Raw genomic sequence first — 25,755 nt, forward strand, 5'->3', positions numbered from 1 at the left:
GATTCTAGGCGGAGGTGGCCTGCAGACGGCCCCGGAAGCGGCGAAAGGGCGCCGGGAACGGACCGGAGCGTCCCGGCCGCCCGGCCGCCGCCCCCGCCCGGGAGGGCTACAATGCCGCCTCCCCATGGTCCTGGAGCCGGCATGTTCCCGCGCGACGCACGCATCGAAGGTTACGACCCCGAACTGGCCGCGGCGATCGCCGCCGAGAACCGCCGCCAGGAAGACCACGTCGAGCTGATCGCCAGCGAGAACTACGCCAGCCCGCGGGTCATGGAGGCCCAGGGCAGCCAGCTGACCAACAAGTACGCGGAAGGGTATCCGGGCAAGCGCTACTACGGCGGCTGCGAACATGTCGACGTCGCCGAGCAGCTGGCGATCGACCGCGTGAAGCAGCTCTTCGGCGCCGACTACGCCAACGTCCAGCCGCACTCCGGCTCGCAGGCCAACCAGGCCGTGTACCTGGCCCTGCTCGAGCCGGGCGACACCATCCTCGGCATGTCGCTGGCCCACGGCGGCCACCTGACCCACGGCGCCAGGGTCAACATCAGCGGCAAGCTGTTCAAGGCCGTGCAGTACGGCGTCGACGACCACGGCCTGATCGACTACGACGAGGTCGAGCGCCTCGCGGTCGAGCACCGGCCGAAGATGCTGGTGGGCGGCTTCAGCGCCTATTCGCAGGAGATCGACTGGGCGCGCTTCCGCGCGATCGCCGACAAGGTCGGCGCGATCCTGTTCGTCGACATGGCCCACGTCGCCGGCCTGGTGGCCGCGGGCGTGTACCCGAACCCGGTGCCGCACGCGCACGTCGTGACCTCGACCACCCACAAGACCCTGCGCGGCCCGCGCGGCGGCATCATCGTCGCCAGCCGCAAGGCCATGGGCGAGGGCGCCGACGACATGGTCAAGAAGCTGCAGTCGATCGTCTTCCCGGGCATCCAGGGCGGTCCGCTCATGCACGTCATCGCCGCCAAGGCGGTGGCCTTCAAGGAAGCGCTGGAGCCGGAGTTCAAGGCCTACCAGCAGCAGGTGGTGAAGAACGCGCAGGCGATGGCGAAGGTGATCATCGACCGCGGCTACAAGATCGTCTCCGGCGGCACCAAGAACCACCTGATGCTGGTCGACATGATCGGCAAGGGCGTCACCGGCAAGGCCGCCGAAGAAGCGCTCGGCCGCGCCCACATCACCGTCAACAAGAACGCGGTACCCAACGACCCGCAGAAGCCCTTCGTGACCTCGGGCCTGCGCCTGGGCACGCCGGCGGTGACCACGCGCGGCTACCGCGAGCAGGACTGCATCGAGCTGGCCGGCTGGATCTGCGACATCCTGGACAACCCCGGGGACGAAGCCACCATCGCCCGCGTGCGCGAGGCCGTGACGGCGCAGTGCCGCAAGTATCCGGTCTACGGCTGATCGGATCCCGGGTCCCGGCCTTCGATGCACTGTCCCTTCTGCCAGCACGTCGACACCCGCGTCATCGACTCCCGCGTGAGCGATGACGGCGCGACCATCCGGCGCCGGCGCGAGTGCGAGGCCTGCGGCGAACGCTTCTCGACGCTGGAGACCATCGAGCTCAAGCTGCCGGCGATCATCAAGTCCGACGGTCGCCGCGACACCTTCGACGCGCGCAAGCTGCGCCAGAGCTTCGACCGCGCGCTGCACAAGCGCCCGGTGTCGGAGGAGCAGATCGAGGCCGCGGTGCGCGCCGTCATCAACCAGATGCGCATGACCACCGAGCGCGAGCTGGCCTCGCGCCGGGTGGGCGAGTTCGTGATGGCCGAGCTGCGCAAGCTCGACCATGTCGCCTACGTGCGTTTCGCCTCGGTCTACCGTTCGTTCCAGGACGTGGCCGACTTCCGCGAGGAGCTCGACCGGCTCGAGCGCGACCTGCCCGGCGAAGCCCAGCTGCCGCTGCTCGGCGGCGAGGTCGTCGCCTTCGATCCGCGTCCCGGCCGGGGCCGGAAGCGTTGAGCGGCGTGCGCGGGTCGCGCCGGGGCATCGCCCGATGAGGGGATATTCCGCGACCGATCACGTGATGATGGCGCGCGCGTTGCGCCTTGCGGAGCGCGGTGCCTGGACCACCCGCCCGAACCCGATGGTGGGCTGCGTGCTGGCGCACGGCGACGAGGTGGTGGGCGAGGGCTGGCATGTGCGGCCCGGCGGGCCGCATGCCGAGATCATCGCGATCGAAGCGGCCGGCGAACGCGCCCGCGGCGCCACCGCCTACGTCAGCCTGGAACCCTGCGCCCACACTGGCCGCACCGGCCCCTGCGCCGACGCACTGGTCGCCGCCGGCGTCGCGCGCGTGGTGGCGGCGATGCGCGATCCGTTCCCGCAGGTCGACGGCAGCGGCTTCGACCGCCTGCGCGCGGCCGGGATCGAGATCGTGCACGGCCTGATGGAGACGCAGGCGCAGGCGCTCAACCGCGGCTACGTCTCGCGCCTGGTGCGCGGACGGCCATGGCTGCGGGTGAAGCTGGCGATGAGCCTGGACGGCCACACCGCGATGGAGAGCGGCGAGTCGAAATGGATCAGCGGCGAGGCCGCGCGCATGGACGTGATGCGCTGGCGCGCGCGCAGCGGCGCGCTGCTGACCGGTTCCGGCACCGTGATGGCCGACGACCCGCAGTTGACGGTGCGCCTGGACGGGCCGGCGGAGTTCTCGCCCCCGCTGCGCGTGGTGCTCGACCCGGGCCTGGCGACCGTCGCACGTGGCCGGGTGCGCGAGGGCGAGGCACCGACGCTGTACGTGCATGCCGCCAATGCCAAGCCGCCGCGCGACTTCGCCAGCGAGCGGGTGGCGGTGCCGGCCGACGGCAACGCGCTCGACCTGGCCGCGGTGCTGCGCGTGCTCGCCGACCGCGGCATCAACGAGGTCCAGGTCGAGGCCGGCGCCACCCTGGCCGGCGCTTTCCTGCGCGCGGGCCTGGTGGACGAGGTGCTGCTCTACGTGGCACCGGTGTTGCTGGGCACGCAGGCGCGACCGCTGTTCTCCGGACTGCAGATCCAGGACATGACGCAGCGCATGGCGATGCGCCTCGAGGAATCGGTGAGCGTGGGCGGCGACCTGCGCCTGCGCCTGTACCCGGTGTGCGAGGTCGCGGCGGACGCGGGCGCTGCCGCGTTCGCCGGCGCGGCAGGACAGGAGGCTTAGACGTGTTCACCGGAATCATCGAGGCCGTCGGACGCCTGGACGCACGCGAGCAGCGCGGCGGCGACGCCCGCCTGCGCATCGCGGTGGGTGCGCTGCCCTTCGCGGACGCGCGGCTGGGCGAGAGCATCGCGGTCAACGGCGTCTGCCTGACCGTGGTCGCCTTCGACGCCGGCCATTTCGAGGCCGACGCCTCCAACGAGACCCTGGCCCTGACCACGCTCGGCGGCCTGGCCCCGGGCACGCCCTTGAACCTGGAGCGCGCGATGCGGCCGACCGACCGCCTCGGTGGCCATCTGGTCAGCGGCCACGTCGACGGCGTCGGCCGCGTGCTGGACGTCCGCGAGGACGCACGCGCCCAGCGCTGGCGCTTCGCCATGCCCCCGGCGCTGGCGAAGTACGTCGCGCAGAAAGGCTCGATCTGCGTCGACGGCGTCAGCCTCACGGTCAATGCCGCCGGTGCCGACGATTTCGAGGTGGCGCTGGTGCCGCACACCGTCGCCAACACCGCGTTCGCGGTCGCCCGCACCGGCGACGCGGTGAACCTCGAGGTCGACCTGGTCGCGCGCTACCTCGAACGCCTTCGCACCACGCCCTGATCGGCCCGCCCGCAGGCCATCCCTGTGGAAGCGGCTCCGATCCTCGCAGTCCATGTCGCGGCCATGGCCGCTCCCACAAACCACAGGTCGCAGTCCGCCATGTCTTTCGCCCCCATCCCCGAACTGCTCGAAGAACTCCGCGCCGGCCGCATGGTCGTCATCGTCGACGACGAGGACCGCGAGAACGAGGGCGACCTGATCATGGCCGCCGAACTCGTGCGCCCGGCCGACATCAACTTCATGGTCACCCACGCCCGCGGCCTGGTCTGCCTGTCGCTGACCCGCGAGCGCTGCGCCCAGCTCGGGCTGCCGCCGATGGTCCGCGACAACACGTCGTCGCACCACACCAACTTCACCGTCTCGATCGAGGCCGCCGAGGGCGTGACCACCGGCATCTCCGCCTACGACCGCGCGCACACCATCCGCACCGCGGTCCGGCCGAACGCGCAGCCGTCCGACCTCGCGCAGCCGGGGCACATCTTCCCGCTGGCCGCGCAGCCCGGCGGGGTCCTCGCCCGCGCGGGCCATACCGAGGCCGCGGCCGATCTCGCGCTGCTCGCGGGGCTGGAGCCGGCCGGCGTGCTGGTCGAGATCCTCAACCCCGACGGGACCATGGCGCGGCGGCCGGAGCTCGAAGTGTTCGCGCGCGAACACGGGCTGAAGATGGGCTCGATCGAGGCCCTGATCCGCCACCGCCTGGAGACCGAGCACACGGTCGAACGCGTGGACAGCCGCGACATCGAGACCGAGCACGGCCCGTTCCGGCTGTACACCTACCGCGACCGCCTGGGCCACGGGCTGCACTTCGCCCTTGTCCGCGGCGAACCCGACGCCGCCACGCCCACCCTGGTGCGGGTGCAGGTGCGCAACGCCCTCGCCGACGTGCTGCGCTGGCGCCGCCCGGACTTCGGGCCGGCCGTCGGCGACGTGCTCGCCGCGATCGCCGCCGAGGGCCGGGGTGCGCTGGTGCTGCTCGACGGCGGCCAGACGCCCGACGCCCTGCTCCAGCGCCTGCGCGCGGCCGATGCGCCGCCGGACGCCGGCGGCCGCGGCGAGGCCGGTGGTCTGGTCGAGTGGCGCCGCAACGGCGCCGGCAGCCAGATCCTCGCCGACCTCGGCCTCGGCCGGCTGCGCGTGATGGGCACCGCCCGCAAGCAGGTCGGCCTGGCGGGCTTCGGCCTCGAGGTGGTGGAATACATCGAGCACGCGGGCTGAACCTCCGCTTCATCGCCTGCAGCCGCGGGCGATGGGCGGCACCGCCGCGGCGCAGGGCTTAGAATGCGCCCTCGTCCAAGGAACCCGACATGACGCATCACGAAGGCGACCTGCGCGCCCCTGAAGGCGCGCGCTTCGCGATCATCGCCAGCCGCTGGAACTCGCGCATCGTCGATGCCCTGGTGGCCGGCGCGCGCGCCACCTTCGAGCGCCACGGCGTGGACGCCGGGTCGGTCGACGTGATCCGCGTGCCCGGCGCCTGGGAGATCCCGGTGGTGGCATCCCGCCTCGCCCGCGACGGCCGCCATGCCGCCCTGGTCGCGCTGGGCTGCGTCGTGCGCGGGGACACCCGCCACTTCGAGCATGTCGCCGACAGCTGCGCCCAGGCGCTGGCCCGGCTGCAGGTCGAACACGGCCTGCCGGTGGCCAACGGCGTACTCGCCGTCGACGACCTCGCCGATGCCGAGAACCGCGCCGGCGGCAGCCATGGCCACAAGGGCGAGGAATGCGCCCTGGTGGTGATCGAGATGGCCAACCTGCTGGGCAGGCTGTCGTGAGGCCGCCGCGCGGCGGCCGCGGCAGCGGCGGCATCGACACCGTCGGGCGCTCGCGCTCGCGCCGGCGCGCGCTGCAGGCGGTCTATGCCATGCAGCTCTCGGGCGTGGACGCGCGCAACGCCATCGCCCAGTTCGCGCACGAGCAGGCCCACGAAGTGGCCGACCTGGAGTACTTCGAAGACCTGGTGCGCGGCGTGGAGACCCATCGCCGCGACCTCGACGCCGCGCTGCAGCCCTTCCTCGACCGCCCCATCGCCGACGTCGACCCGATCGAGCGCGCCATGCTGCGCATCGCCGCCTACGAACTGCGGCACCGCATCGACGTGCCCTACCGGGTGGTGATCGACGAGGCGCTGAAGACGGTCAAGCGCTTCGGCTCCGAGCACGGGCACACCTACGTCAACGGCGTGCTCGACCACGCCGCCGCCGACTGGCGTGCGGCCGAGGTGCGGGCCGCCCGCGGCTGAGCCCGCGCGGCCGGCCCAGCGGCCACTGCGATGGCCGAGTTCTCTCTCATCGACCTGATCCGGACGCGTGCCGCCACGCAGGCGCGCGACGACGTGGTGCTGGGCATCGGCGACGACGCCGCGCTGCTGCAGCCGCCGCCCGGCATGCAGCTGGCGGTGGCCATGGACACGCTCAATGCGGGCGTGCACTTCCCCGCCGGCACCGCCGCGGCCGACATCGGCTGGAAGGCGCTGGCGGTGAACCTGTCCGATCTTGCGGCGATGGGTGCCGAACCGGCCTGGTGCACGCTGTCGCTGTCGCTGCCCGATGGCGACCCGGACTGGATGATCGGCTTCCTCGACGGCTTCCTCGCGCTCGCGCGGGCGCATCGCGTCGCCCTGGTTGGCGGCGACACCACGCGCGGGCCGCTGTCGGTGTCGGTCACCGTGCACGGTTTCGTCGCCCCGGGTCGCGCGCTGCGCCGCGATGGCGCGCGGGCGGGCGACACCGTGTGGGTCAGCGGTGCCCTGGGCGGCGCGGCGGGCGCGCTGGAGCAGTGGCGCCGTGGCATGGCGCCCGGACAGGGGCCGGGCAGAGAAACGCGGATCGATCCGGCGCTGCGCCAGCGCCTGGACCGGCCGCTGCCGCGGGTCGCGCTGGGCCGGGCGCTGACCGGCACGGCCACGGCCTGCATCGACATCTCCGACGGCGTGCTCGCCGACCTCGGCCATGTCTGTGCCGCCAGCGGCATCGGCGCACGGCTGGACGTCGATGCCCTGCCGGGCCGCGAGGCGCTGCGTCCACACTTCGACGGTGACCTCCTGCGCACCCTGCAGGCCACCGGCGGCGACGACTACGAGCTCTGCTTCCACCGCGCCTGCGGGCCTGGACGACGCCGTGCGCGCGGCCGCGGCCGCGGCGGGCGTGGAGGTCACCCGCGTGGGCGGGATCGTCGCGGGGCAGGGCGTGCGCGCTTTCGATGCCGCCGGCGAGCCCTGGCGGCCGGCGCGCACCGGCCATGAACACTTCGCCGCCTCGCCGGCGCCCCCGCCGGGCCTTCCATAGGCGGGAATCGCGGTCGCGCTGCGGGGCCTCAGGCGTCGTCGGCGCGGAAGGCGTCGCGGTGCCAGGTGAAGTCCGGTGCGTCGGGATCGCCGAGGGCCTCGACCACGTCGAAGCGGCAGAACGCTTCCGCCAGGGCCGGATGCTGCAGCAGGAACAGTTCCGCCGCGCGCACCAGCTTCCGGCGCTTGCCGCGGTCGACCGACTCCGCGCCGCCGCCGTAGTCGGCGCTGGCCCGATAGCGCACCTCCACGAACACCAGGGTGTCGCCGTCGCGCATCACCAGGTCGAGTTCGCCGAGGCGGTAGCCGGCGTTGGCCGCGACCTCGTCCAGTCCGGCGCGCAACAGGTGCGTGCGCGCCGCCGCCTCGACGCGGGCGCCACGCCGGCGCGCCTCGCTCATCGGCCTGCTTCCGGGCGACGCGCCCCGCCGATCGCCCGGCACACCGCCGCCGGGCTCCGGTTCACCGCCCGGCGCCGGCCAGCGGCACCACCTGGCCGCCGCTGAAGGTCGACCAGGCCGGTGTGCGCAGCACGTGCCCGCCGGGACCCATGCGCAGCACGCCGCTGGCGCTGGAGACGGAGGCTTCCGGGCTGCTGGCCAGGTGGCCGAGGTAGGCCGAGAGCAGCCAGGCGTCGTAGCCGAAGGCGAACAGGCGCGCGGCCGGGCCCCGCGCGGTCGGCAGCGCCTCGGCAACGCCGCGCGCCGCCGGCAGTCCGGGGGCTCCGGACACGGTCCATGCGTCGCTGGGGAAGGCGATGCCGTCCAGCGCCGCGTCCTCTTCGGGATTCCCGGTGCCCGACAGCAGCTGCGACGTCGCCGCGCGGGGACGGCCGTGCAGCCCGGCCGCGGAAACCTGCGCCGCCATCAGCCGCGCCTGCGGCCCGCGCAGGGCCATGTACACCGCGTCCACGCCGCCCTCCCGCTGCAGCGCCGCCTGCATCGCGCCGACGAGATCCGGTGGCTCGTCGCCGACCACGGCCAGCGTCTGCACGACGCCGCCGCCCAGTTCCCCCAGCCTGGCGGCCAGTGCCCCGGTGCTGCGGCGGGCGTTGTCGTCGCCCGAACTCAGCACCAGCACGCGCAGGGCGTTGCGCGCGGCGAAGAAGTCCGCCGCCGCGGTGCCTTCGTCTTCCGGCGCAAGCGCGTAGCTGGCGCTGTTCACGGGCGGCGCGCCGGCGCGGTTGAGCGCCAGGACCGGCACCGTGGCCACGGTCTGCGCGAACACCGCGTCCACCTCCTCGCGGCCCAGCGGCCCGACCACCTGGTCGGCGCCCTCGGCCACCGCGCGCCGGTACGCGTCCACCGCGCCCCGGGCGGTGCCGGCGGTGTCGTAGAACTCGAGGTCGGGGCGGCGCCGGTATTCGCCGTAGTAGCCGGCCAGCAGGCCGTCGCGCACCGGGCCGGCCGCGGTGGCCAGGCTGCCGGACAGCGGCAGCAGCACGGCCAGCCTGCGCGGCGGGCGATAGCCGTCGCGTTCGGCGGGCGGGCGGTCGCCGGCGTCGAACTGCCAGTGTCCCGTGGCCGCCGGTTCCGGCCGGCCCGACGGTGCCTCGACCGGCCGCGCGACCTGCACGGTCGAGCAGCCCGCGACCGCGAGCGCGGCGAGGGTTGCGGTCAGGACCTGCTTCCAGGGATGGCGCATCGAAGCGCTCCGGCTGCGAGAATGCCCGGATTCTACCGTCACCCGCAGGGACACGATGCAGCCCGCCGCCGGAACCCTCCACGTCGTCGCCACGCCGATCGGCAACCTCGCCGACCTGTCGCCGCGCGCGCTGGAGACGCTGCGCAGCGTGGACGCGGTCTGCGCCGAAGACACCCGCCACACCCGCCATCTGTTGGCCCACTTCGGCATCGAGCGACCGCTGCAGGCACTGCACGAGCACAACGAGGCCGAGGTGGCGGAACGGCTGGTGGCGCGGCTCGCCGCGGGCGAATCGCTGGCCCTCGTGTCCGACGCAGGCACGCCGCTGGTCAGCGATCCCGGCTTCCGCCTGGTGCGCGCCGCGCGCGAGGCCGGAATCCGCGTCAGCCCGGTGCCCGGGCCCAGCGCGATCATCGCCGCGCTGAGCGTGGCCGGGTTGCCCAGCGACCGCTTCGCCTTCGAAGGCTTCCTGCCGGCGAAGGCCGGCGCGCGCCGCGAGCGCCTGGCCGCGCTGGCCGGCGAGGTGCGGACGCTGGTGTTCTACGAGTCCTCCCATCGCATCGCCGACACCCTTGCCGACTGCGTGGCGGCGTTCGGCGGTGAGCGCCCGGCGGTGCTGGCGCGCGAGCTGACCAAGCTGTTCGAGACCGTGCTCGACGGGCCGCTTTCCGGTCTGCAGGCGCGGGTGGACGCCGACCCGGACCAGCGCAGGGGCGAGTTCGTGCTGCTGGTGCAGGGCGCCGGCGATGACGCCGATGCGAAGATCGCCGAGGGACGGCGGATCTACGCGCTGCTGGCCACCGAACTGAAGCCGTCCGTCGCCGCGAAACTGGCCGCCGAGATCAGCGGCGCGCCGCGCAAGGCCCTGTACGGCGGACGGTAGAAGCGGCGACAGCACGAGCGGCCTGCAGCGTACGGACATCAACGAAAGGGAGTTCAAACCAGTGAAGCGAATCCTGTTCTTCGCCTGGCTGTTGCTGGCCACCGGCTGCACCTTCAACTACCGCGAGTCCTACCTGGTCAGCCCGCAGCCGGCGCCGGCGCCGGAGCTTGACGCCCTTCGTGAAGCTTTCCCGCAGCATGGTTTCGAAGACGGGCGGATCGAGGTCGACGGCGCGTCGCTCTACACGCTGTCGATGACCCGACCCGATGCGCGCGCCACCGTGCTCTATTTCGGCGGCAACGCCTACCGCACCGGCCGCGCCGCGCGTTTCAGCGCCGGGGTCTACGGCCCTCTCCCGGTGGATCTCGTGCTGGTCGACCACCGCGGCTACGGCGCCAGCACCGGCAGCCCCGGGATCGCCGCGATGATGGACGACGCTCTGCGCGTCCACGACCACGTCGCGGAGGAGGCTGCGCGACGGGGGCGGCCGCTCATCGTCCATGGGCAGTCGCTGGGCAGCTTCATGGCTGGGCACGTGGCGGCGCGGCGCACGCTGGGCGGGCTGGTGCTGGAGAGCAGCGCCACCACCACCGAGGACTGGGTCGCTTGGCAGCGCTCGCAGCTGCCGTGGTGGCAGCGCATGTGGATCCGCAGGATCGCGGTCGAGGGCAGCTTGGCCCGGCAGGGCAACCTGCCGGTGGTGCCGGGCCTGGACGAGCCGGTGCTCTACGTCGTCGGCGAAGCCGATCCGGCGACGCCCCCCGCGTTCAGCCGGCGGCTCTACGAGGCCACGCCGCTGCCGGTGGCGTGCCGGACGCTGTTGGTGGTCCCCGGCAAGTCACACAACGACGCGAGCCGATCGCCAGAGTTCCACGCGGCGATGGCCGCGCTGGTGGAGCGCGTGGCCGGAGCGCCGGCAGCAGCGGTCGATTGCCGGCCGCAGGTGGAAGGCCTGGCTTGGTGGTCGCCCCGCCACGCGCGCGCCGTGACACAATGACCGCGGCGGAGCCGGCCAGACAGTCGCGTCACCCCTTGCGGGTGCCGAGGAAAGTCCGGGCTCCACAGGGCACGGTGCCAGGTAACGCCTGGGCGGCGCGAGCCGACGGAAAGTGCAACAGAGAGCAGACCGCCGAACGGCTCGAAAGAGTGCGTGGCAAGGGTGAAACGGTGCGGTAAGAGCGCACCGCGAGTCCGGCAACGGACCGGCACGGCAAACCCCACCGGGAGCAAGGCCAAATAGGGAGACGATGCCGCGGCCCGCGGTGTCTCCGGGTAGGCTGCTTGAGCGTATCGGTGACGATGCGCCGAGAGGAATGACTGTCCACGACAGAACCCGGCTTATCGGCCGGCTCCGCCACCTCATTCGGATCACCGGAAGACCCTCTCCCGATCGGGGCGGGCTCCGGGTGGGCGCGTGCCGCCCGCCGCGGACGCAGGGCGGGAGGGCTGCGCAGGAGCAGCGCCGCCGGATGTAAAAACATCGTGAAGATGATCACGATTCTCATAAAGTGAGACTAAACAGCAGCTTGTGGATAAAGCTTGAACAAGTCTCTCAAGTCTGGCGCAAGTCATTGAGCTGCCTGACGAAAATTCCCCCACGACCTTGTTGACAAGGGTGTTGGCCGCTCCTAAGGTGGCGTTGCGTGGGAAGTCATGGGATATCGTGGTTTCCGAGCGCATGAAGCCCGCCGCAGACGGGTATGGAGTGGGCAGGCAGACGTGTTGCAGGGCGAGAACGCCATCACGATCGACGACAAGGGACGGCTGGCGATTCCGACCGGCTACCGGGAGATCGTTGCGTCCGAATTCGGCAATCGCCTGGTCATCACCTACAACCCGTTCGAAACGGGCTCTCTCTACATCTATCCCTACGAGGCTTGGGAGAGAGTGCGCGACGGCGTCAACGCGCTGCCCCGGGTCAAGCAGGCCAACCGCCGCCTGCAGCTGAAGCTGGTCGGCGCGGCGGCGATCGTCGAGCCCGACGGCAACGGCCGCATCTCCATCCCGGCCAGTCATCGCAACGCGATCGGCATCGAGAAGAAGGCCGTGCTGCTGGGCATGGGCGACAAGTTCGAGCTCTGGAGCGAGCAGGCGCACCGCGCGCAGATCGAGACGCCGTTGGGCGACGACGATTTCGGCGACGACCTGGTCGGGCTGCAGCTGTGACGGGGGGTGCCGCGGATGTCCGCTCCGCGCACCTTCCGGTCTTGTTCAAGCAGGTCATGGAAGGGCTGCGCGTGCATGCGGAAGGAACCTACCTGGATGGCACCTTCGGCCGCGGCGGCCATGCCCGCGGTGTGCTGGGGGCGTTGGGGAGCGGAGGCCGGCTGCTGCTGATGGACAAGGATCCCGAAGCGATCGCCGTCGCCGGACGGGAGTTCGGCGCGGATCCGCGCGTGTCGATCATGCGCGGCAGCTTCGCGGACCTCGGACGCTGGGACGCCGTCGCCGCCGGCCTGGACGGCGTGCTGTTCGATCTCGGCGTGTCCTCGCCCCAGCTCGATGTCGCCGAGCGGGGCTTCAGCTTCGGCAAGGACGGTCCGCTGGACATGCGCATGGATCCGGACGCGGGCGAGAGCGCCGCGGAGTGGCTGGCGCGCGCCTCCGCGGACGAGATCGCCGACGTGCTCTGGACGTACGGCGAGGAGCGCATGAGCCGGCGCATCGCGCGCGCCATCGTCGAGCGCCGCGCGCAGGCGCCGATCGCGCGGACCGGCGAACTGGCCGCGCTGATCGCCTCGGTGATGCCGAAGCCGAGGGCCGGCCGCCACGAGATCCATCCCGCCACGCGCTCGTTCCAGGCCATCCGCATCCACGTCAACCGCGAGCTGGCGGACCTGGAGGCCGGACTGGACGCCGCGCACGCTGCGCTGCGGCCCGGTGGCCGCCTCGCCGTGATCAGCTTCCACTCGCTCGAGGACCGCATCGTCAAGCGCTTCATCGCGAGCCGTTCGAAGGCGCCCGCGGGCAACCGCAGGCTGCCGGAGGCCACCGGCTTCGTGCCGACCCTGCGCGCCGTGGGCGGCGCGCAGAAGGCCGACGCCGAGGAAGTCGCCGCCAACCCGCGCGCGCGCAGCGCCGTGCTGCGCGTGGCCGAGAAACTGGAGGCGGCGGCATGACCCGCTTCCTCGTCATCGTGCTGCTGCTCGCCAACGTGGTCGCCGCGATCGGCGTGGTGCATGCGCGCCATCAGCACCGCCAGCTGTTCGTCGAGCTGACCCGGCTGGTGGACGAGCGCGACGAGCTCAACATCGACTTCGGCCGCCTGCAGCTCGAACAGGCCACCTGGGCCGAGGCCAACCGCATCGACCAGGTCGCGCGCGCGCGCCTGGGCATGAAGTTCCCCGAGGCCGGGGAAATCGTGGTGGTGCGGCCATGAAGTTCCGTCGCGACCGCAACGGCGTGGTCCGGCCCCGCGGCCGCGCGCAGTTCGACCTGCGCGGCCGGCTGACGCTGGTGACCGGCGTGCTCGGCCTGTGCGGCGTGGTGCTGGTGGCGCGCGCCGTCGACCTGCAGCTGGTCGACAACGCCTACTACCAGCAGAAGGCCGACGCCCGCTTCCTGCGCGAGATCCCGATCCCGACCTCGCGCGGCATGATCACCGACCGCAACGGCGAACCGCTGGCGGTGTCCTCGCCCGTGGACAGCGTCTGGGGCAATCCCCAGGAGCTGCTCAAGCATCCCGACCGCCTGCCGGAGCTGGCGAAGGCGCTGGGCGTGCCGCTGGACCACCTCGAGCGCCGCCTCACGCAGCGCGCGGACAAGGAGTTCGTCTACCTCAAGCGGCGCATCAACCCGAGCGAGGCCGAGGCGATCCTGGCGCACAAAGTGCCGGGCGTGTTCTCGCAGCGCGAGTTCCGCCGCTTCTACCCGCAGGGCGAGGCCCTGGCGCACGTGCTGGGCTTCACCAACATCGACGACGCCGGGCAGGAGGGCGTGGAGCTCGCCTTCGATGAATGGCTGAGCGGCGTGCCCGGTGCGCAGCGCGTCATCCGCGACCGCCGCGGCCGCATCGTCGAGAACGTGGACCTGGTGCGCGCGGCGCAGCCGGGCAAGGACCTCACGCTCAGCATCGACCGGCGCATCCAGTATCTGGCGCACAGGGAGCTTCGCGCGACCCTGCAGCGCACCGGCGCAAGCGCCGGATCGGCGGTGGTACTCGACATCGCCACCGGCGAGATCCTCGCCATGGCCAACCTGCCCACGTACAACCCGAATGCGGTCACCGGCGAGCATCGCGATGCGCGCCGCAACCGTGCGGTCACCGACCTGATCGAGCCCGGCTCGACCATCAAGCCGATCACCGTGGCCGCCGGCCTGTCCGCCGGCGTGATCACGCCGCACACGATCTTCGACACCAACCCGGGCTGGATCCCGAACGGCCGCTACCGCACCACCGACCATCGCAACCTTGGCGTGCTCGACACCACGGGCGTCATCACCAAGAGCTCGAACATCGGCACTTCGCGGATCGTGGAGAAGCTGGACAACGCCTATTACCACGACTACCTGGCGCGGCTGGGCTTCGGCCGCGTCACCGGCAGCGGCTTCCCCGGCGAGGCCTCGGGCCTGCTGCCGCCGGTGTCGGTCTGGAGCGGAACCCACAAGCAGACCATGAGCTACGGCTACGGGCTCTCGGCGACGCCGCTGCAGATCGCGCGCGCCTACGCCACGCTGGCCAACCACGGTCGCGCGGTGCGTCCGACTTTGGTCAAGGGCCAGCATGAAGAACCGGTGCAGGTGATGGAGGCGGCGGTCGCCGACACCGTGCTGAAGATGATGCAGACGGTCACCGAACCCGGTGGCACCGCCATCCAGGCCGCGATTCCCGGCTACCACGTCGCCGGCAAGACCGGCACCGCGCGCAAGGCCTCGGGCGGCGGCTATTCGCGCCGCTATTTCTCGTTCTTCGCCGGCGTGGTGCCGGTGGAGAACCCGCGCTTCTCGATGGTCGTGGTGATCGACGACCCGGACCCGACCAAGGGCATCTACGGCGGCTTCGTTTCCGCGCCGGTGTTCAAGAGCGTGATGGACGGTGCGCTGCGGCTGATGGACGTGCCGCCCGACGACATCGAGACCTGGCTGGCGGAGCAGGCGAAGCAGCAGGAGAAGGAGCGCGCGCGCAGCGCGCCGCGCATGGCGACCACCGCCGGAGGTCGCCCGTGAGCCGCCGCATGCGTCTGCGCGAACTGCTGCCCGACGTCGCCGGCGTGCCGGAGGCGCTGGAGGTGTCGGGCCTGGTGCTCGACAGCCGCTCGGTGCGTCCCGGCGACGGCTTCGTGGCCATCGCCGGCTTCGGCACCCACGGCCTGCACTTCGCCGCGCAGGCGCTGGCCGCCGGCGCGGCCGCGGTGATGTACGAGCCGCCGGTGCCCGCCGACGTGCCCGCGCCGCCGGCCGACGCGATCGCCGTTCCCGGCCTGCGCGCGCGCATGGGCGCGATGGCGGATGCGTTCCACGGCCGCCCCTCCGCGGCGATGTCGACGGTCGCGGTCACCGGCACCAACGGGAAGACCTCCACCGTGCAGCTGCTGGCCCAGGCCTGGGAGCTGCTCGGTCGCCGCGCCGCGACCATCGGCACGCTCGGTGCCGGCCTCCACGGCGAGGTGCGCCCGACCGGCTTCACCACGCCGCTGGTCCTGCAGGTCCACGAACTGCTGGCGCAGCTGCGCGACGCGGGCGCCCGGGCGGTGGCGATGGAGACCAGCTCGCACGCGCTCGACCAGGGTCGCGTCGACGCCGTGCATTTCCAGGTCGGCGTGTTCACCAACCTCACCCGCGACCATCTCGACTACCACGGCGACATGGCCGGCTACGGCGCCGCCAAGGCGCGCCTGTTCTCGGCGCCCGGGCTGGCGGCCGCCGTGGTGAACATCGACGACGGGTTCGGACGCGAGCTGTTCGCGCGCCTGCCGGCGGCGCTGCGCCGGATCGGCACCAGCGCGCGCGACGACGCTCAGGCCTCGGTCGCGGCCGGAGGCATCGTGCTCGACGCCGCCGGCATCGCCTTCGACCTCCGCATCGGCGACGAGGTGCATCCGGTGCGCTCGCCCCTGCTCGGCCGTTTCAACGTCGAGAACCTGCTCGCGGTGGCCGGCGTGCTGCATGCCCAGGACGTGGCCGCGGCCGACATCGCGCGCGTGCTCGGCCGGTTGCAGCCGATCCCGGGCCGCATGAACCGCCTCGGCGGCCGCGACCGCCAGCCCCTGGTGGTGGTCGACTACGCGCACACGCCCGACGCCCTGGCGCAGGCGCTGGCCGCGGTGCGCGCGCATGCTGCCGGCGCCATCACCTGCGTGTTCGGCTGCGGGGGCGAGCGGGACCGCGGCAAGCGTCCCGAGATGGCCGCGGCGGCCGAGGCCGGCGCCGACGTCGTGGTGGTCACCGACGACAACCCGCGCCGCGAGGACGGCGACGCCATCGTCGCCGACATCATGCGCGGCTTCCGCGATCCCGCGGCGGTGACGGTCGAGCGCGACCGCGCCGCCGCCATCCGCCGTGCCGTGGGCGCCGCCGGAGCCGGCGACATCGTGCTCGTCGCGGGCAAGGGCCACGAGCCCTGCCAGGAGATCGAGGGCGTGCTCCATCCCTTCGACGACAGCGACGTCGCGCGTCGCGCGCTGGAGGCGCGGGCATGAGGCCGCTCGCGCTCTCGCGCATCGCCCGCGCCTGCAACGGCCGCCTGCAGGGCGCCGACGCCACGGTGGATGCGATCGCGACCGACAGCCGCACCTTCCGGCCTGGCCCCGGCGCGACGCTGTTCGTGGCGATCGCCGGCGAACACTTCGACGGGCACGAGCACGTCGCCGCAGTCGCCGCGGCGGGCGCCGCCGCCGCATTGGTCTCGCGTCCGCTGGACCTGGACCTGCCGCAGGTGGTGGTCGGCGACACGGTCGAGGCCCTGGGCGCGCTGGCCGCCTCGCTGCAGGCCGAGCGCCCCGGGCAGACGGTGGTCGCGATCACCGGCAGCAACGGCAAGACCAGCGTCAAGGAGCTCACGATCTCGATCCTGGAGCGCGTGGCCGGCGTCACCTTCAGTCCCGGCAACCGCAACAACGAGATCGGTCTGCCGCTGGCGATCATCGAGGCCGACGACGAGGCTCCGTTCGCGGTCTACGAGATGGGCGCCGGCAAGCCCGGCGACATCGCCTATCTGGCGGCGATCGCGCGCCCACGGGTCGCACTGGTGAACAACATCGCGCCCGCGCACCTCGAGCGCATGGGCAGCCTGCAGGGCGTGGCCGATACCAAGGCCGCGATCTACGACGCGCTGCCGTCCGACGGCACCGCGGTGATCAACGCCGACGACGCCTTCGCGCCGTTCTTCGCCGAACGCGCGCACGGCCGGCGGCTGCTGCGCTTCGGCTTCGGCGAGCGCGCCGACGTGCGCGTCCGCGAACTCGTGCCGGGCGAGGGCGGCAGCGAGTTCGTGCTGGTGACGCCGGAGGGCGAGGCGCGGATCTCGCTGGCGCTGCCCGGCCGGCACAACGTCGCCAATGCGATGGCGGCCGCGGCGCTGGCCCTGGCCTGCGGCGCACCGCTGCTGGCGATCGCCGAAGGCCTGACCCGGGCACAGCCGGTCGCGGGCCGCCTGGTCCGCCGCCGGCTGCCCGGCGGCGCCTGGCTGGTGGACGACAGCTACAACGCCAACCCGGGCTCGCTGGCCGCGGCCATCGACATCCTGGCCGTCGCTCCGGGCGAGGGCTGGCTGGTGCTCGGCGACATGCGCGAGCTCGGCGCGGACGCCGTTGCGCTGCACCGCGCCGCGGGCCGCCGTGCGCGCGAGGCGGGGGTGGCGCGGGTGTTCGCGCTGGGTGCGCTGGCCGCGGAGGCGGCTGAGGCGTTCGGGGAGGGTGGGTGCGTGTTCGCTTCGCACGAGGAACTGGCGGCGGCGCTGGTCGCAGCTGTCGCTGCTCCTGCGGAAGGAGGGGACACCGCTGCACCCGTAGGAGCAGCTACAGCTGCGACCCCGCCCCCCACCATCCTCGTCAAGGGTTCGCGCGGCAGCGCGATGGATCGCGTGGTCCGCGCGCTGCTTGAAGGAGTCGATGACGATGCTGCTTGAAATCACCCGCTGGCTGGAGCAGCTCGACGGCCTCTTCGGGCTGTTCAACTACCTGACCTTCCGCGGCATCCTCGCGGCGCTGACCGCGCTCTTCCTGTCGCTGTGGTGGGGTCCGGCGGTGATCCGCAGGCTCGCCCAGTACAAGGGCGGGCAGCCGATCCGCCAGGACGGTCCGCAGACGCATTTCTCCAAGGCCGGCACGCCGACCATGGGGGGTGGCCTGATCCTGATCACGGTGCTGGCCTCGGTGCTGCTGTGGGGCGACCTGCGCAACAGGCACGTGTGGCTGGTGCTGCTGGTGATGGCCGGGTTCGGTGCCATCGGCTGGTGGGACGACTGGATCAAGATCGTCAGGCGCGACCCCAACGGCATGCGCTCGCGCACCAAGTACGCGCTGCAGTCGATCATCGGACTCGCCGCCGGCCTGTTCCTGTGGTTCACCGCCGACACCCCGGTGGCGACCACCTTCTACATCCCGTTCTTCAAGGCGGTGGCCCTGCCGCTGGCCGGCGTCTCGTTCGTCGCCATCGCGTACTTCTGGATCGTCGGTTTCTCCAACGCGGTCAACCTCACCGACGGCCTCGACGGCCTGGCGATCATGCCCACGGTGCTGGTGGCCTGCGCCCTGGGCGTCTTCGCCTACGCCTCCGGCCACGCCCAGTTCGCCGAGTACCTGCAGATCCCGCGCGTGCCCGGCGCGGGCGAGCTGGTGATCATCTGCGCCGCGATAGCGGGGGCGGGGCTCGGCTTCCTCTGGTTCAACACCTATCCCGCCATGGTCTTCATGGGCGACATCGGCGCGCTGGCGCTGGGCGCGGTGCTGGGCACCATCGCCGTGATCGTGCGCCAGGAGCTGGTGCTGGTGGTGATGGGCGGCATCTTCGTGATCGAGACGCTGTCGGTGATGATCCAGGTGGCGAGCTTCAAGCTCACCGGCAAGCGCGTGTTCCGCATGGCGCCGATCCACCACCACTTCGAGCTGAAGGGCTGGCCGGAGCCGCGCGTGATCGTGCGCTTCTGGATCATCTCGGTGATCCTCGTCCTCGTCGGCCTGGCCACGCTGAAGGTGCGCTGATGGACGGCAGCCACGACCGCGGCACGCAGGCAGTGAGGCTCGAGGCCATCGGCGGGCGCTACGACCCGTGGATGCTCGGCGCCGCGCTGGGCCTGGGTGCGCTCGGCATCGTGATGGTGGCGTCGAGCTCGATCGCCGTGGGCGAGGAGCTGGGTGTGGGCCCGTACTACTTCCTCGTGCGCCACGTGCTGTTCATGGCCGCCGGCAGCGGGCTCGCGTTCTGGGCCATGCGCACCGAGCTCAAGACCGTCGAGCGCTTCGACCGGCTGCTGCTGGTCGGCTGCGTCGTGGCCCTGCTGCTGGTGTTCGTGCCGGGCCTGGGAAGCAGCGTCAACGGCGCGCAGCGCTGGATCAACCTCGGGGTCTCGAAGTTCCAGGCGGTCGAGGCGGTGAAGGTGATGTACATCGTCTGGCTGGCCAGCTACCTGGTGCGCTTCCGCGACGAGGTCAACGCCACCTGGGGCGCGATGATGAAGCCGATCGGCGTGGCGATCGTGCTGATGGCGCTGCTCGCGCTGCAGCCCGACTTCGGATCGCTGGCGCTGCTGCTGGCGATCACCGCCGGCATGCTGGTGCTGGGCGGCGTGCACCTGCCGCGCATGGCCGCGCCGGTGCTCGCGCTGCTGCCGCTGCTGGCCGTGGTGGCGATCGCCGAGCCTTACCGCATGCGCCGGCTGACCTCGTTCATGGACCCCTTCGCGGATCCCTTCAACAGCGGCTACCAGCTCGCCAACGCGCTGATGGCGGTCGGCCGCGGCGAGTTCTGGGGCGTGGGCCTGGGCGCGTCGATCCAGAAGCTCAACTACCTGCCCGAGGCGCATACCGACTTCATCCTGGCGGTGATCGCCGAGGAGCTGGGCTTCGTCGGCGTCTGCCTGGTGATCGGCCTGTACGCGCTGCTCGTGGGGCGCGCCTTCCTCGTCGGGCTGCGCTGCGTGGAGACGCGCCGCCACTTCGCCGGCTACGTGGCCTTCGGCATCGCGCTGTGGATGAGCCTGCAGGCGCTGGTCTCGATCGGCGTCAACCTGGGCCTGCTGCCGACCAAGGGCCTGACCCTGCCGCTGGTCTCGTCCGGAGGCTCCAGCGTGATGATGACCTGCGTCGCCGTGGGCCTGCTGCTGCGCGTGTCCTACGAGCTCGACCGCACCCAGCGCCAGGTCGCGCGGCTGCGCGGCGAGGCCGCGGCACCCGCCGCCACGTCGCCGCCACCCACCGCGCAGCCGGTGCCGTCGCTGGCCGCGCGCGGAACCAGCCGCCTGCGGCAGCGGGTCGAGCCCAGGCTGATGCCGGAGGCGAAGGCATGATCCGCCGCCTCCACGACACCCATGGCGTGCCGATGGCCGACTTCGCGCGCCGCCATTCGCGCGTGCACTTCATCGGCATCGGCGGCACCGGCATGAGCGGCATCGCCGAGGTGCTGTGCACGCTCGGCTACCAGGTCTCGGGCTCGGACACCGCCGACAGCCTGGTCACCCGCCGCCTGGCCAGCCTCGGCGCCACCGTGCATCGCGGCCACGCCGCGTCCAACGTGCTGGGCACCGACTGCGTGGTCGTCTCCAGCGCGATCCGGCCCGACAACCCGGAACTCCTGGAAGCGCGCGCGCAGCGCATCCCGGTGGTGCCGCGCGCGGAGATGCTGGCCGAGCTGATGCGCTTCCGCCGCGGCGTGGCGGTCGCCGGCACGCACGGCAAGACCACCACCACTTCGCTGCTCGCCAGCGTGCTGGCCGAGGGCGGGCTCGACCCGACCTTCGTGATCGGCGGCAAGCTGCTCGCTGCCGGCGCCAACGCGCGCCTGGGCGGCGGCGACTGGCTGGTGGCCGAGGCCGACGAGAGCGACGGCAGCTTCCTGCGCCTGAACCCGCTGGTGGCGATCGTCACCAACATCGACGTCGACCATCTCGAGAACTACGGCGGCGACTTCGCGCGCGTGCAGCAGGCCTTCTCCGAGTTCCTGCACCGGCTGCCCTTCTACGGCCTCGCGGTGCTGTGCATCGACGACCCGGAGGTCGAGGCCCTGTCCGGCACCGTCTCGCGCCACGTCATGACCTACGGCTTCCACGCCGACGCCGACGTGCGCGCCGAGAACGTGCGCCAGGACGGCCCGACCATGCTGTTCGACCTGGTGCTCCCCGACGCCTCGGCCACGCCGATGGAGCTGGCCCTGCCGGGCCGGCACAACGTGCAGAACGCCCTGGCCGCGGCCGCCGTGGCCTGGCAGCTGGGCGTGCAGCCCGAGGCGATCCGCAGCGCGCTGGCGAAGTTCCAGGGCATCGGCCGTCGCTTCAACCGGCTGGGCGAGCTCACCACCGCGCGCGGTGCCACCGTGCAGCTGGTCGACGACTACGGCCACCACCCGCGCGAACTCGCGGCGGTGTTCGAGGCCGCCCGCGGCGGCTGGCCGGAGCGGCGCCTGGTGGTCGCGTTCCAGCCCCACCGCTACAGCCGCACCCGCGATCTGCTCGACGACTTCGCCGGCGTACTGTCCGACGTCGACGCCCTGGTGCTGACCGAGGTCTATCCGGCGGGCGAGCAGCCGCTGGCGAACGCCGATGCGCGGGCGCTGGCGCGCGCGATCCGCGCCCGCGGCCGGATCGACCCGGTGGTGGTCAACGGCCCTGCCGAACTGCGCGACGTGCTGCCCGACATCCTCGAGGACGGCGACCTGCTGCTGGTGATGGGCGCCGGCGACATCGGCCACCTCGCGCAGCAGCTGGCCGTCGAAGGCTTCCCGAAGGCCGGGGAGGGCGCATGAGCGGCCGCCTGCCCGCGCTGCGCTGCACCGATGCCGCCGCCTTTGGCCGCGTGGCCGTGCTCATGGGCGGGGACACCAGCGAGCGTGCGGTGTCGCTGGACTCCGGCCGCAACGTGCTCGCGGCCCTGCGTTCGCGCGGCGTGGACGCGGACGGCGTCGACGGTGTGCCGGCGCTGCTGGACGCGCTGCAGGCCGGCCGCTTCCAGCGCGTGTTCAACATCCTCCATGGCGGCGTGGGCGAGAACGGCGTGCTGCAGGGCCTGCTGCAGGCGCTGGGCGTTCCGTTCACCGGCTCCGGCGTGCTCGGCAGCGCGCTGACCATGGACAAGATCCGCACCAAGCAGGTCTGGCTGTCCGAAGGCCTGCCCACGCCGCGCTACGAGCGTCTTCCGAAGGGCGCCGACCTGCGCGCCGCGGCGGACCGCCTGGGCTACCCGGTGTTCGTGAAGCCTTCGGGCGAAGGCTCCAGCGTCGGCGTGTTCCGGGTGCTGTCGGAGGCGGACCTCGTTCCCGCCATCGACTTCGCGGCCGCCTACGACGGCGAGCTGCTGATGGAGCAGATGGTGCGCGGCGACGAGCTGACCGTCGGCATCCTCGGCGGCATCGCGCTGCCGTCGATCCGCATCGTGCCGGCCGGCGAGTGGTACGACTACCACGCCAAGTACATCGCCGACGATACGCAGTACCTCTGCCCCGGCCTCGAGGGCGACGACGAGGCGGACATCCGCGACCTCGCGCTGCGCGCCTTCCACGCCGCCGCCTGCAGCGGATGGGGCCGCGTGGACGTGATGCGCGACCGCGAGCGCGGCCTGCAGCTGATCGAGATCAACACCGCGCCTGGCATGACCGGCCATTCGCTGGTGCCCAAGGCCGCGGCACAGCTGGGCTGCGACTACGCCGAACTGTGCTGGCGCGTGCTGGAGCAGACGCTGTGAGCGCGCTGCTGCGGATCCTGGCGTGGACGCTCGCGGTGGCGCTGATCGCGCTGCCGGTGGTCGCGGTGCTCGAGGGCTGGATCGGCGCCGAGCGCTGGCCGCTGCGCACGCTGCGCATCAACGACGGCCTGCAGCAGGTCGATCCTGCGCAGGTGCGCGAGGCGGTGCTGCCGTATGCGCGGCAGGGCTTCTTCGCCGTGCGCCTGGACGAGGCGCGCGCGGACGTGGCGCGCCTGCCCTGGGTGGAACAGGCCGACGTCGGCAAGCGCTGGCCGGACGTGCTCGAGGTGCGGGTGCGGGAACACCGTCCGTTCGCGCGCTGGGGCGAGGACCGCCTGCTGTCGCAGCAGGGCCGCCTGTTCCCCGCGGAAGGCATCGAGACGCCGGCGGGACTGCCCTTGCTGCATGGCCCGGACGCGCGCAGCGACGAAGTCGTCGAACTTTACGGGGCCGCGCGCGAACTGTTCGCGCCGGCCGGCATCGGCGTACGCGCGCTGCTGCTCGACAGCCGCGGCAGCTGGGCCATGGTCCTGTCCAACGGCACCGAGGTGGTGATCGGCAGCCACCAGGTCCGCACCCGCATGGCCCGCTTCGCGCGCCTGCTGCCGCAGCTCCTGCAGCGGCGGCAGCCGCTGTCACGCGCCGACCTTCGCTACACCAATGGATTCGCCCTGACATGGGCCGAGGAAAGCAGCGCATGAACCGCAAGGGAGACAAGGCCCTCATCGTCGGCCTCGACATCGGCACCTCCAAGGTGGTGGCCCTGGTCGGCGAGTACTCGCCGGGCAACCCCATCGAGGTGATCGGCATCGGCAGCCACGAATCGCGCGGGCTCAAGCGCGGCGTGGTGGTGGACATCGAATCCACCGTGCAGTCGATCCAGCGCGCGATCGAGGAGGCCGAGCTCATGGCCGGCTGCGACATCCGCTCCGTCTACGCCTCGATCTCGGGCAGCCACGTGCAGTGCAAGAACTCGCCGGGCATCGTCCCGATCCGCGACGGCGAGGTCACCTGGAGCGACCTCGACCGGGTGCTCGACGCCGCCAAGGCGGTCGCGATCCCGGCCGACCAGAAGATCCTGCATGCCATCCCGCGCGAGTACGTGCTCGACGACTCGCAGGAAGGCATCCGCAACCCGGTCGGCATGACCGGCGTGCGCCTGGAGGTGCATGCCCACCTCGTGGTCTGCGCGCAGTCGGCGGCGGCCAACATCAGCAAGTGCGTCCAGCGCTGCGACCTGCAGATCGACGATCTGGTGCTGTCGTCGCTGGCATCGAGCACCGCGGTGCTGACCAGCGACGAGCGCGAGCTGGGCGTGGTGATGGTGGACATCGGCGCCGGCACCACCGACCTGGCGGTGTTCGTGCAGGGCGCGATCTGCCATACCTCCAGCCTGCCGATCGCCGGCGACAAGGTCACCGAGGACATCGCGCACATGCTGCGCACGCCCACCCCCGAGGCCGAGCAGATCAAGGTCCGCTACGCCTGCGCGCTGGCCCAGCTCGCGACCAGCGAGGAATCGATCCAGGTGCCCAGCGTCGGCGACCGTCCGCCGCGCCGCCTGCCGCGGCAGTCGCTGGCCCAGGCCGTGCAGGCACGCTACGAGGAGATCTTCGAGATGGTGCAGGCCGAACTGCGCCGCTCGGGCTTCGAGCAGCACGTGCGCGCCGGCATGGTGCTGACCGGCGGCGCCGCGAAGATGGAAGGCGTGGTCGAGCTGGCCGAGGAAATGCTGCAGATGCCGGTGCGGGTGGGCATCCCGCAGCACGTCACCGGCCTGGGCGAAGTGGTCAACAACCCGGTGCACGCCACCGGCGTCGGCCTGCTGCTGATGGGCAGCCAGATCGAGCACCCGCGCCGCCCGGTGCTGCCCACGGGGCGCGCCGGCAGCCTGCTCAAGAAGCTCAAGACCTGGTTCAACGGGGAGTTCTGACCATGGACGGCCGGCAAGCAACGGGGACACCACTCACGTGGGAGCGGCCATGGCCGCGGAAACGGCGGGGGCGAAAACGGAAACGACCAACAGCACTCCACGACACCCGATAACAAGAAAAACCAGCAACACATAACGACATCGAGAGGACTACGGACATGGCGCACTTCGAACTGGTTGAAAAGATGGCTCCCAACGCCGTCATCAAGGTCATCGGCGTGGGCGGCGGCGGTGGCAACGCCGTCAACCACATGGTCAACAGCAGCGTGGACGGCGTGGAGTTCATCACCGCCAACACCGACGCCCAGGCGATCAAGAACAACGGCTCCAAGCTGCAGCTGCAGCTCGGCAACGGCGTCACCAAGGGCCTCGGCGCGGGCGCCAACCCCGAGGTCGGCCGCCAGGCCGCGCTCGAGGACCGCGACCAGATCATGGAAGCGCTGCATGGCGCCGACATGGTGTTCATCACCGCCGGCATGGGCGGTGGCACCGGCACCGGCGCGGCGCCGGTGGTGGCGCAGCTGGCCAAGGAGATGGGCATCCTGACCGTGGCCGTGGTCACCAAGCCGTTCCCGTTCGAAGGCCGCCGCCGCATGCAGGTGGCGCTGAAGGGCATCGAGGAGCTGTCGGCGCACTGCGACTCGCTGATCACCATCCCCAACGAGAAGCTGATCACCGTGCTCGGCCGCAACGCCACCATGGTGCAGGCCTTCCGCGCCGCCAACGACGTGCTGCTGGGCGCCGTGCAGGGCATTGCCGACCTGATCGTGCGCCCGGGCCTGATCAACGTCGACTTCGCCGACGTGCGCACCGTGATGTCCGAGATGGGCCTGGCGATGATGGGCACGGGCCACGCCCGCGGCGACGACCGCGCCCAGGCCGCCGCCGAGTCGGCGATCCAGAACCCGCTGCTCGACGACGTCAACCTGGCCGGCGCCAACGGCATCCTGGTCAACATCACCGCCGGCCCGGACTTCACCATGGCCGAGTTCGACGAGGTCGGCCGCACGGTGGAGAACTTCGCCAGCGAGGACGCCACCATCGTCATCGGTACCGTGCTCGACCCGGACATGCAGGACGATGTGCGCGTGACCGTGGTCGCGACCGGCCTCAACCGCGCCCAGGCCCGCGGAGTCGTCCGCGACACGGGCTACGGACGCGACGCCGGCTTCGACGCGCCGGCGCGCCGCCCGCACGTGCAGCTGATCAACACCGGCGGCCGCCGCGACGGCACCACCGGCATGCTGATCGAGGACGAGCCGCACCACGCGGTGGCCCACGGCGGCATGGGCGTCGGCCTGCGCCGGGGCGCGGCCGACCCCGTCGCCCCGGTGACCCCGGCGGTGGCCGACTTCGGAGGCGGCGGCGATTCGGGTTACCTGGACATTCCGGCGTTCCTGCGCCGGCAGGCGGACTGACCCTCCCCGGGATCCCC

General features: G+C 72.1%; 24 protein-coding genes, 1 other RNA gene and 1 pseudogene. 24 read left to right on the forward strand and 2 right to left on the reverse strand.

Annotation, left to right across the window (positions count from 1 at the left end; genetic code table 11):
• Nucleotides 1–141 precede the first annotated feature (141 nt).
• From glyA to thiL, 8 genes and pseudogenes are all read left to right on the forward strand, one after another.
• Nucleotides 142–1,410: a serine hydroxymethyltransferase gene (glyA, locus tag FPZ22_RS09695; protein ID WP_144892519.1), complete on the forward strand. Its 1,269-nt coding sequence runs from the start codon at nucleotides 142–144 to the stop codon at nucleotides 1,408–1,410.
• Nucleotides 1,411–1,434: 24 nt separating this feature from the next.
• Entirely contained in the window at nucleotides 1,435–1,968 is a 534-nt protein-coding gene (gene nrdR, locus FPZ22_RS09700) for a transcriptional regulator NrdR (protein ID WP_144892521.1), read from the forward strand.
• Between the two features lie 34 nt (nucleotides 1,969–2,002).
• Complete coding sequence (gene ribD / locus FPZ22_RS09705; protein ID WP_144892523.1) at nucleotides 2,003–3,151, forward strand: bifunctional diaminohydroxyphosphoribosylaminopyrimidine deaminase/5-amino-6-(5-phosphoribosylamino)uracil reductase RibD; 1,149 nt, start codon at nucleotides 2,003–2,005, stop codon at nucleotides 3,149–3,151.
• 2 nt (nucleotides 3,152–3,153) lie between these two features.
• The gene (locus tag FPZ22_RS09710; RefSeq protein WP_144892525.1) at nucleotides 3,154–3,747 is read left to right on the forward strand and encodes a riboflavin synthase; all 594 of its coding nucleotides are present in this window, start codon (nucleotides 3,154–3,156) and stop codon (nucleotides 3,745–3,747) included.
• Nucleotides 3,748–3,846: 99 nt separating this feature from the next.
• The gene (ribB, locus tag FPZ22_RS09715; protein ID WP_144892527.1) at nucleotides 3,847–4,962 is read left to right on the forward strand and encodes a 3,4-dihydroxy-2-butanone-4-phosphate synthase; all 1,116 of its coding nucleotides are present in this window, start codon (nucleotides 3,847–3,849) and stop codon (nucleotides 4,960–4,962) included.
• A gap of 89 nt (nucleotides 4,963–5,051) precedes the next feature.
• The gene (gene ribH / locus FPZ22_RS09720) at nucleotides 5,052–5,519 is read left to right on the forward strand and encodes a 6,7-dimethyl-8-ribityllumazine synthase (RefSeq protein WP_144892529.1); all 468 of its coding nucleotides are present in this window, start codon (nucleotides 5,052–5,054) and stop codon (nucleotides 5,517–5,519) included.
• Nucleotides 5,468–5,986 (forward strand): transcription antitermination factor NusB, encoded by a 519-nt coding sequence (gene nusB, locus FPZ22_RS09725; protein WP_144892531.1) that lies wholly within the window; start codon nucleotides 5,468–5,470, stop codon nucleotides 5,984–5,986. The genes ribH and nusB overlap by 52 nt, the downstream gene beginning before the upstream one ends.
• A gap of 30 nt (nucleotides 5,987–6,016) precedes the next feature.
• Nucleotides 6,017–7,031, forward strand: a pseudogene (thiL, locus tag FPZ22_RS09730) (thiamine-phosphate kinase).
• Between the two features lie 28 nt (nucleotides 7,032–7,059).
• On the opposite strand, the gene FPZ22_RS09735 reads toward thiL, so the two are convergent.
• Nucleotides 7,060–7,431: a YraN family protein gene (locus FPZ22_RS09735; protein WP_144892532.1), complete on the reverse strand. Its 372-nt coding sequence runs from the start codon at nucleotides 7,429–7,431 to the stop codon at nucleotides 7,060–7,062.
• Between the two features lie 61 nt (nucleotides 7,432–7,492).
• On the reverse strand, nucleotides 7,493–8,674 hold the full coding sequence (locus FPZ22_RS09740; protein ID WP_144892534.1) for a penicillin-binding protein activator: 1,182 nt from the start codon (nucleotides 8,672–8,674) through the stop codon (nucleotides 7,493–7,495).
• A gap of 55 nt (nucleotides 8,675–8,729) precedes the next feature.
• On the opposite strand from FPZ22_RS09740, the gene rsmI reads away from it, so the two are divergent.
• From rsmI to ftsZ, 16 genes are all read left to right on the forward strand, one after another.
• Complete coding sequence (gene rsmI / locus FPZ22_RS09745) at nucleotides 8,730–9,557, forward strand: 16S rRNA (cytidine(1402)-2'-O)-methyltransferase (RefSeq protein ID WP_144892536.1); 828 nt, start codon at nucleotides 8,730–8,732, stop codon at nucleotides 9,555–9,557.
• A 61-nt stretch (nucleotides 9,558–9,618) separates the two neighbouring features.
• Nucleotides 9,619–10,554: an alpha/beta hydrolase gene (locus FPZ22_RS09750; RefSeq protein ID WP_144892538.1), complete on the forward strand. Its 936-nt coding sequence runs from the start codon at nucleotides 9,619–9,621 to the stop codon at nucleotides 10,552–10,554.
• Nucleotides 10,555–10,561: 7 nt separating this feature from the next.
• Nucleotides 10,562–10,914: RNase P RNA component class A (gene rnpB / locus FPZ22_RS09755), an RNA gene on the forward strand.
• 362 nt (nucleotides 10,915–11,276) lie between these two features.
• Nucleotides 11,277–11,723 (forward strand): division/cell wall cluster transcriptional repressor MraZ, encoded by a 447-nt coding sequence (locus tag FPZ22_RS09760; RefSeq protein WP_144892540.1) that lies wholly within the window; start codon nucleotides 11,277–11,279, stop codon nucleotides 11,721–11,723.
• Between the two features lie 56 nt (nucleotides 11,724–11,779).
• Complete coding sequence (rsmH, locus tag FPZ22_RS09765; RefSeq protein WP_144894108.1) at nucleotides 11,780–12,676, forward strand: 16S rRNA (cytosine(1402)-N(4))-methyltransferase RsmH; 897 nt, start codon at nucleotides 11,780–11,782, stop codon at nucleotides 12,674–12,676.
• Nucleotides 12,673–12,936, forward strand: coding sequence for a cell division protein FtsL (gene ftsL, locus FPZ22_RS09770; protein ID WP_144892542.1), 264 nt, complete (start codon nucleotides 12,673–12,675; stop codon nucleotides 12,934–12,936). Before rsmH ends, ftsL begins: the two co-directional genes overlap by 4 nt.
• On the forward strand, nucleotides 12,933–14,723 hold the full coding sequence (locus FPZ22_RS09775) for a peptidoglycan D,D-transpeptidase FtsI family protein (protein WP_144892544.1): 1,791 nt from the start codon (nucleotides 12,933–12,935) through the stop codon (nucleotides 14,721–14,723). The genes ftsL and FPZ22_RS09775 overlap by 4 nt, the downstream gene beginning before the upstream one ends.
• Nucleotides 14,720–16,195 carry a UDP-N-acetylmuramoyl-L-alanyl-D-glutamate--2,6-diaminopimelate ligase gene (locus FPZ22_RS09780; protein WP_144892545.1) on the forward strand — a complete coding sequence of 492 codons (1,476 nt, stop codon included), beginning with the start codon at nucleotides 14,720–14,722 and terminating at the stop codon, nucleotides 16,193–16,195. Before FPZ22_RS09775 ends, FPZ22_RS09780 begins: the two co-directional genes overlap by 4 nt.
• Nucleotides 16,192–17,622: a UDP-N-acetylmuramoyl-tripeptide--D-alanyl-D-alanine ligase gene (locus tag FPZ22_RS09785; RefSeq protein ID WP_144892547.1), complete on the forward strand. Its 1,431-nt coding sequence runs from the start codon at nucleotides 16,192–16,194 to the stop codon at nucleotides 17,620–17,622. The genes FPZ22_RS09780 and FPZ22_RS09785 overlap by 4 nt, the downstream gene beginning before the upstream one ends.
• On the forward strand, nucleotides 17,612–18,697 hold the full coding sequence (mraY, locus tag FPZ22_RS09790) for a phospho-N-acetylmuramoyl-pentapeptide-transferase (protein ID WP_144892548.1): 1,086 nt from the start codon (nucleotides 17,612–17,614) through the stop codon (nucleotides 18,695–18,697). Before FPZ22_RS09785 ends, mraY begins: the two co-directional genes overlap by 11 nt.
• Nucleotides 18,697–20,001 carry a putative lipid II flippase FtsW gene (gene ftsW / locus FPZ22_RS09795; RefSeq protein ID WP_144892550.1) on the forward strand — a complete coding sequence of 435 codons (1,305 nt, stop codon included), beginning with the start codon at nucleotides 18,697–18,699 and terminating at the stop codon, nucleotides 19,999–20,001. The genes mraY and ftsW overlap by 1 nt, the downstream gene beginning before the upstream one ends.
• Nucleotides 19,998–21,452: a UDP-N-acetylmuramate--L-alanine ligase gene (murC, locus tag FPZ22_RS09800; protein ID WP_144892552.1), complete on the forward strand. Its 1,455-nt coding sequence runs from the start codon at nucleotides 19,998–20,000 to the stop codon at nucleotides 21,450–21,452. The genes ftsW and murC overlap by 4 nt, the downstream gene beginning before the upstream one ends.
• Nucleotides 21,449–22,387: a D-alanine--D-alanine ligase gene (locus FPZ22_RS09805; protein ID WP_144892554.1), complete on the forward strand. Its 939-nt coding sequence runs from the start codon at nucleotides 21,449–21,451 to the stop codon at nucleotides 22,385–22,387. Before murC ends, FPZ22_RS09805 begins: the two co-directional genes overlap by 4 nt.
• Nucleotides 22,384–23,088, forward strand: a complete 705-nt coding sequence (locus tag FPZ22_RS09810) for a cell division protein FtsQ/DivIB (protein WP_144892556.1) — start codon at nucleotides 22,384–22,386, stop codon at nucleotides 23,086–23,088. Before FPZ22_RS09805 ends, FPZ22_RS09810 begins: the two co-directional genes overlap by 4 nt.
• Nucleotides 23,085–24,320, forward strand: coding sequence for a cell division protein FtsA (gene ftsA, locus FPZ22_RS09815; RefSeq protein WP_144892558.1), 1,236 nt, complete (start codon nucleotides 23,085–23,087; stop codon nucleotides 24,318–24,320). Before FPZ22_RS09810 ends, ftsA begins: the two co-directional genes overlap by 4 nt.
• Before the next feature lie 158 nt (nucleotides 24,321–24,478).
• Nucleotides 24,479–25,738: a cell division protein FtsZ gene (ftsZ, locus tag FPZ22_RS09820; protein ID WP_144892561.1), complete on the forward strand. Its 1,260-nt coding sequence runs from the start codon at nucleotides 24,479–24,481 to the stop codon at nucleotides 25,736–25,738.
• Nucleotides 25,739–25,755 lie beyond the last annotated feature (17 nt).

Source organism: Luteimonas granuli (genome assembly GCF_007795095.1).
GTDB lineage: Bacteria > Pseudomonadota > Gammaproteobacteria > Xanthomonadales > Xanthomonadaceae > Luteimonas > Luteimonas granuli.